This is a genomic window from Phormidium tenue FACHB-1050, from assembly GCF_014696925.1.
Taxonomy (GTDB): domain Bacteria; phylum Cyanobacteriota; class Cyanobacteriia; order Pseudanabaenales; family Pseudanabaenaceae; genus Pseudanabaena.
On sequence record NZ_JACJQY010000057.1, the window covers coordinates 18,548 to 31,011 of the forward strand.

At 42.5% G+C, this 12,464-nt stretch carries 10 protein-coding genes; 4 read left to right on the forward strand and 6 right to left on the reverse strand.

Going from position 1 to position 12,464, the window contains the following annotated elements; translation table 11 throughout:
* Positions 1–48 precede the first annotated feature (48 nt).
* Both H6G05_RS22525 and H6G05_RS22530 read right to left on the reverse strand, forming a co-directional pair.
* On the reverse strand, positions 49–1,899 hold the full coding sequence (locus tag H6G05_RS22525) for a hypothetical protein (RefSeq protein WP_190581782.1): 1,851 nt from the start codon (positions 1,897–1,899) through the stop codon (positions 49–51).
* Positions 1,900–2,025: 126 nt separating this feature from the next.
* Entirely contained in the window at positions 2,026–2,892 is an 867-nt protein-coding gene (locus H6G05_RS22530; protein WP_190581784.1) for an alpha/beta fold hydrolase, read from the reverse strand.
* A 29-nt stretch (positions 2,893–2,921) separates the two neighbouring features.
* On the opposite strand from H6G05_RS22530, the gene H6G05_RS22535 reads away from it, so the two are divergent.
* A complete protein-coding gene (locus H6G05_RS22535; RefSeq protein ID WP_190581785.1) occupies positions 2,922–3,149 on the forward strand; it encodes a hypothetical protein in 228 nt (75 codons plus the stop codon).
* Between the two features lie 53 nt (positions 3,150–3,202).
* On the opposite strand, the gene H6G05_RS22540 is transcribed toward H6G05_RS22535, so the two are convergent.
* A complete protein-coding gene (locus tag H6G05_RS22540; RefSeq protein ID WP_190581787.1) occupies positions 3,203–3,913 on the reverse strand; it encodes a TIGR02466 family protein in 711 nt (236 codons plus the stop codon).
* A gap of 727 nt (positions 3,914–4,640) precedes the next feature.
* Between H6G05_RS22540 and H6G05_RS22545 the strand changes: the two genes are divergently transcribed.
* Positions 4,641–6,191: a phytoene desaturase family protein gene (locus tag H6G05_RS22545; protein ID WP_190581789.1), complete on the forward strand. Its 1,551-nt coding sequence runs from the start codon at positions 4,641–4,643 to the stop codon at positions 6,189–6,191.
* Positions 6,192–6,325: 134 nt separating this feature from the next.
* Positions 6,326–6,583 (forward strand): DUF2584 family protein, encoded by a 258-nt coding sequence (locus tag H6G05_RS22550; RefSeq protein ID WP_199310735.1) that lies wholly within the window; start codon positions 6,326–6,328, stop codon positions 6,581–6,583.
* Positions 6,584–6,631: 48 nt separating this feature from the next.
* Here H6G05_RS22550 and H6G05_RS22555 read toward each other — a convergent pair whose 3' ends face one another.
* The 3 genes from H6G05_RS22555 to H6G05_RS22565 form a co-directional block, all read right to left on the reverse strand.
* Positions 6,632–7,573 carry a tyrosine-type recombinase/integrase gene (locus H6G05_RS22555; RefSeq protein WP_190581791.1) on the reverse strand — a complete coding sequence of 314 codons (942 nt, stop codon included), beginning with the start codon at positions 7,571–7,573 and terminating at the stop codon, positions 6,632–6,634.
* A 12-nt stretch (positions 7,574–7,585) separates the two neighbouring features.
* A complete protein-coding gene (locus H6G05_RS22560; protein ID WP_190581793.1) occupies positions 7,586–9,136 on the reverse strand; it encodes an AAA family ATPase in 1,551 nt (516 codons plus the stop codon).
* Between the two features lie 576 nt (positions 9,137–9,712).
* Positions 9,713–9,991, reverse strand: coding sequence for a hypothetical protein (locus tag H6G05_RS22565; protein WP_190581795.1), 279 nt, complete (start codon positions 9,989–9,991; stop codon positions 9,713–9,715).
* A 158-nt stretch (positions 9,992–10,149) separates the two neighbouring features.
* Between H6G05_RS22565 and H6G05_RS22570 the strand changes: the two genes are divergently transcribed.
* Positions 10,150–12,294, forward strand: coding sequence for a Tex family protein (locus H6G05_RS22570; RefSeq protein ID WP_190581796.1), 2,145 nt, complete (start codon positions 10,150–10,152; stop codon positions 12,292–12,294).
* Positions 12,295–12,464: the final 170 nt, after the last annotated feature.

Consider the following 12,464-nt stretch of genomic DNA (forward strand, 5'->3'; position numbering starts at 1 on the left):
TGAACCCTTGGATCATTTTGAAGATTTACTAATTTTGACCATATTTGATTACCTCACTGGCGGTAAAGCATAACCGATTTGACGCAGAGCTTTGCGAAATTTCCCTGCATTAATCGCTAAAACCACTAAAGCACGATTACCCACAAGCTGGCAGTATTTCTTAGTAAGCGGATCATTGGCAATCAACGTAGCTAAATGCGAACTAGTACATTCAATCAACTTCGCTTCTCCCAAATCTCTCAAACTAGTTGCCTTGTGTGAAGCATTGCTCAGAAACTCCTGCACAGATTCAGGTAAAGGTTCGCTACTGTTCTGCTCCAGAACTTGTTTTAACTCCGCAATCTGATGTCCATCCTCGATCGCTGTTAAAAGCCTATCCGAGTCTAACCGCCAGATTGTATCAGCAATCCTTTGAGCATAAAGATCGAGAACTAAAGCATCAGAAATATTCAACCCAGAGCCTGAAGCCACAATTTCTAGATTTGGTAATATCCGCAAAATTTGACTATTCGCGATCGCTGTGGGTTGATATTGATCGGTCAAGCCTAAACAGTAAGACCCCAAGGCGTTTAACCGAAAATAAATCAAGCCATCATAACGACTGAGAAAATTGAGATCGTCAGTCCCCCAGAGATCGCCAAAATCACGCCAATTCATCCCTGGATCAACATAGCCAACATCAATCAAACCAAGGGTCGCAGCATATTCAAACAAGAGACAGCGCATATATCGCTCTTGCAGGATATGCCAATCATGGCTACCGTCATATCCTAAATTCCCATATCCAAATTCACAGATGTAGAGATTGTAAGGATCGCGGGTGACTTCAAACAACTGTCCAGTAGCTACCATGTATTTGCTAAAAGCACTGAACTGTATCCATTTACCAATGGGACATTCACTCAAAGCGTTAGCAATCACTTCACGCCGCCCTGCTACTGCCGTCATTCCCCTTGCGCCTTTACCAGTTTGCCCCTTGATCTCATCAATGCGCCGAAATTCATCAAAGGTTGTATTTTTTAACCAGCGCTTCCATAATGTTTGTAAAGTTTTCGCTGGTGGGTCTTGCAGAGCCTTTAGTCCAGCTTTAGTCAGAACCAGCTTTTTACCAGCAAGTTCCGCCATATTTCCCACCTGCAACAAGGCTTTCCATGCAAAGGCTTTGATACCGCCAATATCATCTTCAGGTGATGTGTAAGTATACTGTGCCTCCACTTTGCGTTGTTGATCATCATAAAAATCACCACCCAATAAAATTGTCGCGATCGCTTTCACCGTAGTGCTACTGGGTAAAGATGTTTTATCACTGACAGACACTTTGCCCGATTGAATCAAGCGCAAAACCGACAGCAAATCTTTTTGAGCTACCTGCTCCATTTCACATACTGTCAAAGGCACTTCATACTCTTGATCATTCCAATACTTTTGTTGACGCACCAGAAATGTGTCAGGAATTGTATCCCTGACTTCGGTTAAACGGGTTGCTTTAGGTTTGGGGACAAAGGCTTTTAGGGTTTGCTTGAGATCCGATGGCATCAAGCCTTGATAGAAAAATAAGCTCAATAGCGATGGCTGATATGCATAACTATAGCGATCGCCTTTACCAAAATTGGGATTCTGCCCATATTTAGCTACAAATGCGTCTGCACGGTAATCATTTCCCGATGAATGGACAACTTCAGCAACTGCGGCTTTCTGCAATTCGTCTAGCTGCCGCCAAATTGTCTGGAGCTTTACTCCCTCAAGTTGCGGCAAAATTGCAGCTACAAGCTCAGCTTTGCGAGTTAATTTGTGATTGGAAGACAACAGCGCACAAAACTTTTTTAAATTGTCAACGGTTTGCGTTTCAAGCGCTTGTTGAATCGTGGCAATAATGTCTACGAATTGTTTCCGTGGCATGGCGCAATCTGGCTACAGCAATAAGCATCAATTGTATAATCTTCGCCATCAATTCGCCATCAATTAGACCATCTGATTTCTCTTGGTTCTTTTTGTAATACTTTGCACTGCAAGATAGAATTACCTTCACTCCTCATCCAAAAACTCACGCATCATTTGATTAACCAACAGCGATTGTTCCTGCTGCACCCAATGACTGCAATTAGGAATATAGCGAATCCGCAAATCCTGCACATACTCATCCGTACCATAGGTTAATTCCTTACCTAAATATCGATCCTCCTCACCCCAAATCATCAGGGTCGGAATTTTGAGAATACCCCACACTTTCTTTTGGGACAAATAGGTAGGTAGATTGCGATAGTAATTAATCGCGCCTGTCAAAGCCCCCCGTTTAGCAAAAGCATTTTTATACTCTTCTATATCCGCATCTGTAAGAGCAAAAGCACTCTGATTGATCGCTATCCCTCGAAAAGCCTCCTCAATGAGTCGATAATCATCTAACTGAATCAAGAACTCAGGCAAAAATGGAATTTGAAAAAATGCAATATACCAACTCTTGAGCATCTGCTGTGGGGTCTTTAGTCCTGCCGCAAACTTCGCAGGATGCGGCAAATTCATCACAATCAAACGGCTCACTAGTTCAGGATAGGCATAGGCAAAAGACCATGCGATCGCTCCTCCCCAATCATGACCAACCAGAATACAACTCTCATAGCCTAAGCCTTTGATTACTCCTCTAATATCTTCCACAAACTCGGACATCACATAAGCAGATAGAGATTGAGGCTTATCACTATCGTTATAACCGCGCAGATCGACAGCAACAACTTTATGATCTTTCGCAAATTCAGGGATTTGATGTCGCCAAGAGTACCAGAATTCTGGAAATCCATGCAACATCAACATCAGCGTACCTTTACCCTCGGTAACGTAGTGCAATTTTATGCCGTTCGTATCAACCCTATCATGATGCCAAAGCTCTGCTGTCATAAGATTTTAAGTGTAACAATTAGTGCAAGTTGGCTCTAGAAAATGTATCGAAGTATCAATTAGGCTATCTATCCCCGAATAACGATGATTTCTCGACCAGCAGGACTAATGACATTCTCAGTCGTCGTGCGATCATAATATCGGCAACCCAGAGAGGCGCTCAAATATCGCCAACTGTCATTTTAAACTCAACCCATAGCCGAGAATCTACATCCTACAAAATTGTACGGATTGTTGTCATACCCGATCGCGATTAACCATGCTATTTGGGATTAAGTTTGCAAAAAGAACATCACTCGATTAGTCAGATTCATTGGCTAAAAGCCCGCCATTGCTGCGGTGCAGGTGCTAAAAACTCATATACGCCTTTAATGCGATCGCTTGCTGTGATCACAATATCAAACGATAACGACACTCGCACATCATCAGTTTCATTCATAGTTACACCATGTCTTTGCTTAGCCGGAAACAACAATAATCTACCTGCGACTGGTTCATAGACTACTTGAAGCTGATTCAGAAAATTATCCTGATCGACAATATCGGTATTCTCACTGCCCAAACCAGGGCTAACTTCATTTACCCGCACATCATCAAAAAAGACCAAACTACCAGCATCTTCTTCTGAATCTGGCACTGAGATATAAAAAACAGCACTAATATGAGCAGTATTGTGACAATGATCGCCAACAGATTGTCCTGGTCGAGAGACAATGGGCCAAGCACGCTGAATAAATAGCTGTAATTTAGTTACATCCACCCCGATTTCTTGCAAATAGATTAATGTATGAGCCTCCACTTGTTCTACTATCCAAGCAAAACGCGGATCGGAATGGATTTGTTCAACCCCATGCAAATCGCCAGTCCAAGCCATTTCTGGATTACCATCACGTTCTAAAATCTTTTGCTCACTCTGTTTCTCTAATTGCAATACTGTTTCAACTAGCAATTTTTGATATTGAGGTGCATCTACTAACTCTTCGTAATAAATCGCTAATGGGAACCAAGTCTCGATCGGCATAAATAGTAAATTGGAATGTATTTCTTAATTGATCATAATCGAATCCTACCAATTTGTATCACACACTCTTTTTTGGCTAATTCTAAATGGAAGATTTTTTATACTACCTCACACCCAGACTTTTTATTGCTTTGCCAGCTGGATTCTTGGGTTTAGGCTTTGGCTGGATTGCCAGTCTCGATTTTAATCGAAACAAAGAGAGTTCGCCAAAGTTATCAATGTTGCTCATTTCGCTCATCTTCTGCACTCAATTATACTTATTTCAAATTGATCAATATCTATTATTAATCAGTATGGGAGGGTATATAGACAGTTCAGGTACTAGAGCTATATTAGACCCATTAATATCGATAGGCATGTGTGATCTTATTTCTGAGCTATGTATGCTTTGGCTATAAATACGTTAAAGATTTAGGGTTAATTTCAAGGATATTGTTCTACTTTATTCTTAGTTCTAACTTTGTGACGCTGTATAGACTATTCTCAACTCGGCATAATAGTCTAAATTCGGTATTATTTATAGTAATTATCTACTTTGCGGCGGCTTTTTTGCCAGCTTTTTGCTTTGGTTTTGCAATTTCGGCTTCGCTATTTACTAACAATTCAGAATCTGAATAATGTTTTTTTGTGAAAGAGAATATTTGAATAAGCGATCTCTGCCATACCAGAATAGTCATAAACCTTCAGATAGCCCAAGCAATAAAGCCTTAATTAACCAATCGAAACCATGAATCAAGAAACAGACATAGTAGTAATAGGCAGCGGCATCGGTGGGCTATGCTGTGCAGGGCTGCTAGCGAAATATGGACACAAAGTCCTTATTTGTGAAAGCCATAGCATTGCAGGGGGAGCCGCCCATAGCTTTAGTCGTCAAGGTTATAACTTCGACTCAGGACCATCGCTGTTTTCAGGAATGTCTGTACGACCATCAACAAATCCCCTAGCTCATGTACTTGATGCTTTAGAAGAGAAAATTGATTGGCTAACCTACGATGGATGGGGATGTGCCATGCCCGAAGGTCAATTCTTTGCCGCCGTTGGGAACAAGTCGTTTATCGAAATCTTGACCAAACTAGGTAACAAGCAAGCAATACAGGAATGGCAAAGATTACAAACAGTCATGTTGCCATTGGGGAGAGCCGCCACCGCCTTACCGCCGATTGCCTTACGGAATGACTGGCAAGTAGCATTGTCAGCAGGTAAATACCTCTGGAAAATATTGAGAGATTTACCACAACTCTCAATGCTGACTCAACCCTTTTCCAAAATCCTAGAAGCAGAAGTGAGCGATCCATTTGTCTTAAACTGGATGAATTTGCTCTGCTTCGTGCTGTCAGGACTACCCGCCAATGGTACGCTCACCGCAGAAATTGCCTTTATGTTTGCCGATTGGTATCGCCCTGATGTCCAACTTGACTACCCCAAAGGTGGAGTCGGAGTCGTCGTCGATGCGTTGGTAAGGGGAAAGCAAAAGTATGGAGGAGAATTACGGCTCAATACCCATGTACAGGAAATTATCCTCGATGGAGAAAAAGCAGTTGGAGTCAGGTTAGCCAACAGTGAAACAATCCAAGCTCGTCGAGCCGTAGTTTCAGGAGCATCGATTTGGGATACCTTGAAGTTACTACCACTAACCGAGCGATCGCCTAAAAAACTGCACCAATTACATAAAGAGCGGCAAGACATCCCCGCTTGTCCTAGCTTTATGCATTTACATCTAGGCATAGAAGCATCGGATTTACCCAAAGATTTGCCCTGTCACTGGCTAGTTGTAAACGATTGGGAAGTCGGAGTGGCAGCTCCACAAAATGTTGTTGCCGTATCCATGCCTTCGGTCTTAGACCCATCCCTCTCGCCCATAGGCAAGCATACAATTCATGCTTATACACCTGCAACGGAACCCTTTGAGTTATGGTCAGGCTTAGATCGTAAATCTGAGGCTTATGAACAATTAAAACAAGAACGGGCTGAAATTCTATGGCAAGGGATAGAGCGTTATATTCCCGATGTGAGAACTCGGTGTGAAGTTACCTTGATTGGAACACCCCTAACCCATGCAAGATTCCTGAGAAGAGATCGCGGCAGCTATGGACCAGCGATCGCGGCAGGACAGGGGATATTTCCAAATGCTAATACTCCATTATCAAATTTGTATTGTTGTGGTGATTCCACTTTCCCTGGTATCGGCTTGCCTGCGGTTGCCGCCAGTGGCGAGATTCTGGCTAATTCTCTGGCTTCGCTGAAGCAGCAGCAAAATATGTTGAACGAAATCTTTTAAGCTCAATTCTCTCTAAGCATTTGCTCAAAGAGAATTAAGCTTAAAAGATTTAAAGGCAACAGCTTAACTTTGCATACAGCGCTAAGCAATGTATGTTGGATGCATGTTACAAAAATTTGGACACAATAATGGGTATGCCCTGCGAGATCAATAGTATTCTCAAACTCCCGCCATCACAATATCCCCAACAACTTATCAAAGGGGCAAAACATCAAGCTCAGAAACAAGATTATCGCCTAATTCCCATTGATGTTCCTATTCCACTAGTTGATGAGAATTGGTTTGCTCATGCCGACATCAAAATCAATAAACTAACTTGGGAAAATGGTCAAACCTATATCAGCTATGAAATTGATCGCCTATATTCAACATCATTTGCAACTAAAGCATAAGCTAATCGTCTGTACATGAGATAACTAGAGAATATATGGACATCTCAATTAATCCAACCTTTCCGCCGCCTTCAAGAAAGCCCGTTTCGCTGCAATCTTATTCTTTCGATTGGTATAACGCCTAAAACTTCGCACATCCCGATGCCGAGTCAACTCCATCGCCAAAGATGGATCTAACTCATACTTCACAATCAAATTCGTCGCAAACGTGTGTCTACCCCGATGAGAATGCAAATCAATCCCCGTCTTCTCCGCCAAATCATCTATCACATAACGAATTCCCCAATAGGTCAACCGTTTGCCCTGACTACGATTAGAGCAAGACACAAACAAAGCACTATCAGGTGACATCTCCTCTTCCTGCTCCTTTCTCCAACCCAAATAAGCATCCAAATCCTGAATCCCCAACTTCGTCAAAGGAACTTCCCCCTTACTATCCCACTTCGCTTCCTTAATCACCAATTCCCCATTCACATAATCCTCAACATTCAGACGACAAACCTCCTCCGCCCTCAACCCATGCAACAACACCGAAAATAAAGCCCGATCGCGCAACATCACCTTACCTAACGAGATCGCCTCATAAATCCGCAACACCTCCTCATCTTCCAAATCCTTAGCCACAGGATCGGGCAATCGCTCTTGCTGAATGCCAATAGTCGGATCGGCAACCACATATTCTGAAAGCAACATCCATCTATAAAACGATTTCAGCGTCCGCAATACCCGATTCACCGAACTCAATGCTAACTCACGTTCCTTTAGCAAAAAAGTTTTAAACTGTGTCACTTTGCGGCGACTCACATCCACCCAAGCCAAGTCGCACCAATTCATAAATGTCAGCAAATCCGCTTGATATGCTTTATGGCTCTTGGGCTGCAAAGACCTCGATGCTAAAAATTCATCAACTCGTGACTGGCGTAAATCCGTAGCGGCGATCGCTTTGGGTGGTTCACTGTAAACAACTAAAATTGGCTCTGGTATTGACATAGCAATTAGTCTCTAGCCTCGAATTACAATTATTTCTCGCCCTGCGGGACTGATCACATTCTCAGTAGTCGTGCGATCGCTAAGCGGCGGCAACCCAGAACGGCGATCAAAAATCACCAACCATCCTGTATCCAAACTCAACCCCGACAAATATTTATCCAACTGTGGCAAACCTTCCTCAAAGGGATCGGGCTTTTTATCAGCCCATACCTTCAACTCCATCGCCAAAGTTTGTTTGCCATAGCGCAAACAAATATCCATTCTCCCTGAACCGATCGCATATTCTCTCTCCAATGTGCCACCACCGTTAACAACCCGATGCAAAAATGCCATCATCACCAGATGTGGCGCTATCTCTGGATAATTTGCACTCTTAAATAAAGGCTCCCCATGTTGTCGCCAGAAAACTAGAAAAGCATCAAGAAGAACTTGGACATTGAGACTCCCATCAGCATTCAGCCAGCTCGGTTGAATCATTGGCAGACTATCTTGCACACCTTGAGATAAAACTCTGGGAATCACTTCTTGATAAATAGGATTAGCAATCTTTAATCCACCTTCCTGACTCCGCACCACTAAACCTAAATCCAACAAATAGCGCCGATCGTCATCGGGAGTATCTCCTAGCTCTAATCCCGATAAAATTGGTTGAATTATGGCTCTGACTCGATCTTCTCTTAGTCTTTCCGCAAGGCTATCCAGATGCGTATCTTGTCTCTTAATTAGTATTTCCTTAGCTTGATTCACTAACTCAGCAGTAATGAGAATTGCAGGATCTTTCGTAATATATTCCACAATTTCCTTAGCGATCGCATTCACTAACCAAGGCTGCCCCTGTGTCAAATGAAAAGCTAAATCGACCGCTTCTGGTGTAAATATTTGTCCTGTGGCTTCTGTATGCTGTTGATAAAGATTTGTCACATCCTCAAGGGTGAAATTACTCAACGTAAAAGAGCGCACTTTGATATTAAAAGGGCTAGAGGTATTCAGGCGATCGCTTCCCCCTGATGCGTATTTATAATCCCGCACATCACGCATACCCACTAGGGCAACTGACTGCGGAAATCCCTGTGGACGACGCGGAAAACCCGATCGAATTTGTCGCAGCACTGAAACTAAAGTCTCATCACTCAGTGCATCAATTTCATCAAGAAACACTGCTAAAGGACGTGGTGATTCCTGTGACCATGCTGCCAAAAAAGCACCGATTTGACGACCTGATTCTCCTAAAATTCCATGACTTGGCTGTAACTCTGGTGGCAAATAAAATCTAATCGCATCCTGCCACTCATCTAATATAGCTCTCTCTGCCAACTCAGGATCGTGAGAAAACACAGCTCCAACTTCTAGGGATAGCATCACCGACGTATATTTACCGCTCGCCGTTAATTCCTGAGCAAGTGCCAACATCGCTGTAGTCTTACCCACCTGCCTTGGCGCATGGATCACAAAATAGTTTTCCTGAGCAATTAGTTGTTTAATTTCAGGCAAGCGCTCTGTAGCTGACAACATATAGTGAATGTCAGGCTTACAAGGACCAGCGGTATTAAACCATTTTTGCATAACGACAACTAACTAACGGGCAGATACCCCTTCAATATATCGCAACGCACCAAGCAAAGTCCTCAAAGCTTGAAATCACGTTAATAACTAAGTATAAATACTTATTCGTATAAATTTAATGGCAAATAATTGATGATTATTTGCTCTAAGATGCTTCTGTGACAAATTAGGAATTAGATATCAATTCCAAGGCAATATGTGATTATGACCATAAGTTTGCCGATGCGGCAAACTTATGGTATCAACCTCTAGAGCAAGGGACTCTAATACATAGCCAGTCTGCGTTTCGGTTGTAGATATCCGCTAAATCCAGTCTCCTTAAAGCATTTAGCCCAGTCACAGGCAAAATTTGTCTGTGACTGGAGTGGTAAAATCAGCAAAGAGAGGCAAATCCAGACTTAGTAGGAAGATAACGCCAAGCTGGTCAAGGCTTTTGATAGCTTCAAGAGTTTACGATTTTCGGCAAGCTTATGCTTGTAATTCAATACTTTCGGCAAATTTATGGTTCCATCTGGGGAAACGAATCTAGAAGAACCCAACGGTGAAATCAGTATTTCAAACTCAGTAGCGGCAAGTTTATGGTATTGCAGCGGCAAACTTATGGTCATATTCACACAATAAAGCTTCAATAAATCGATCGCTACCTTCGTGCAGTGAAAGCGGTGACATAATCTCTAAAGTACCCTTAATGTAGTGAAATAATTTAGTGCGTCGATCGCCAACATCTGCAAGCAAGCGTTCAAAAGTTTCCCAGCTCACTCCATGTAGCAAGACTCGATTTTCAGATAGTGATCTGGATTTCTCAATTGCTGCTGTAGCAGTTTGCTCTCTTGATAAAGTTGGAGTGTTCATCATGATTGTTTAAACAAGAATACAGGCAGTAGCAAACCTAAGATCTTTAGCTGTGTGATGAGATCTAAAAATTTAGAGTTTAATCTAGCTTATCAAAGATTACGAGGCGATCGCACATCTGGTAAAGTTAGCAAGAAGCCTAGTGAAAGTTGAAACGATTAATGCAGAACCTTGAACAACTTATTGCCCAAGAACTTTCGCTTCACCCCGAACAAGTCAAAAATGCCCTAGAGCTATTTGCAGAAGGTGCAACCCTCCCCTTCGTTGCCCGTTATCGTAAAGAGCGCACAGGGGAAATGAACGAGATTCAATTAAGAGATCTGCAAGATCGTTATACATATCTGACTGAGCTACGCGATCGCCAAGCCGTAATCATTCAGGCAATCTCCGAGCAAGGCAAGCTTACGGATGTTCTGCAAGCTAAAATAGAATCGTGTTTGCAAAAGACAGAACTAGAAGACCTATATCTGCCCTATCGCCCCAAGCGAAGAACTAAAGCGGCGATCGCTAGAGAAAAAGGACTAGAACCACTTGCTGAAGCCATCAAAGCACTCAATCGTCCTAACATTAATACAGCCTCATTGCCTCAAGAAGCCGCCAAATATTTATCTGAACAAGTGAAAACGGTCGAAGAAGCTCTTAAGGGTGCATCAGATATTCTTGCTGAGGAAGTCGCTGAGAATTCAGAATATCGTGCTTACATCAGAAACTACCTGATCCAGACAGGAGTATTTTTCTCAAAAATCAAGGCAGCGCATCCAATTGGCACAACCAAGTTTGAGATGTACCGCGACTATCAAGCAAAAGTAAAAGCGATCGCCGCCCATAATCTCTTAGCCATATTGCGCGGTGAAACTGAAGAAATCCTCACTCTCACCCTAGATTTTGACGAAGACCACGTATTAACCTACCTAAATTCGCAGCAAATTCAGGCTAAAACCCCAGCCATCAAAACTTTTTATCAAGATATGCTCAAAGATACCTTTAACCGCCTGATGAAAACCTCCGCGATCGCCTCGGTAATCGCCGAAATGAAAGCATGGGCCGAGGTCGAGTCAATCAAAACCTTTGAAGCCAACTTACGAGATTTACTACTAGCTGCTCCCGCAGGCATGAAACCGACTCTCGCGATCGACCCAGGATTTCGGACAGGCTGCAAGTCTGCGGTAATTAGTGAGACAGGCAAATTTCTAGAATATCAAACCATCTTTCCCCATCAAGCAATTACTCAAAGAGAACAAGCAGCCCGTACATTGAGAACTTTGATTGAGAAGTATCAGATTCAACTAATCGCGATCGGCAATGGTACGGCAGGACGAGAAACTGATAGCTTTGTAATGGAAGTTATTCAAGGATTAGAGAAACCACCAATCAAAGTAATGGTTAACGAATCAGGCGCTTCAATTTATTCGGCGAGTAATGTAGCGATCGCCGAATTTCCCGATTTAGATTTAACCGTAAGGGGCGCAATCAGCATTGGCAGACGACTACAAGATCCACTTGCCGAACTTGTAAAAATCGATCCAAAATCAATTGGTGTGGGACAGTATCAGCATGACGTAGATCAAAAATTATTGAAAAAGAAGTTGGAAGAAACTGTTGAGAGTTGCGTTAACTTTGTCGGCGTAGACCTGAACACAGCTTCCAAAGAATTGCTTACTTTTGTGTCAGGACTGAGTGCTAGTGTTGCCAATAACATCATCACCTATCGTAATCAAAATGGTGCTTTTCGCGATCGCCGTCATTTGTTGAAAGTACCCAAATTAGGCGCAAAAGCCTTTGAACAAGCGGCAGGATTTTTACGGATTCGTGGTGGCGATCATCCTCTAGACAATACCGCCGTGCATCCCGAAAGTTATAAAGTCGTAGAAGCGATCGCTCGAGACCTAAATGTCGCTCTCTCAGACATCTCACAGGCAGCCGATAAACTGAAAACGGTCAACCTAAAGCAGTATGTAACCGATGCGATCGGCGAACCGACTTTGCGGGATATCCTGCGAGAACTAGAAAAACCAGGAAGAGATCCTCGTGCCGAGTTCAAATACGCTACCTTCAACGATGCTATCCAGAAAATCTCCGATCTGCAAATTGGCATGGAGATAGAAGGCATTATTACCAATGTGGCAAACTTTGGAGCCTTCGTTGATATTGGTGTGCATCAAGATGGATTAGTTCATATTTCGCAATTAGCCGATCGCTTTGTCAGCGATCCGAAGCAAATAGTTAAGGTCGGACAGGTAGTAAAAGTGCGCGTTTTAGAAATAAATGAATCATTAAAACGGATTAGTTTATCGATGAAATTGTAGATTTTATGACTTCTCTGGCTGTTTTGAGGTTGCTAGCTGAATAATTAATTAGTCATGTATCTATCACTTAGGAATGAAAAATAAATAACTTATGCATTTCAGTTATTTTGAGGAATAGCTCTATAATTCCATTTAGGAAGATATTCATCAAAAATGATAGGTAGATTTTC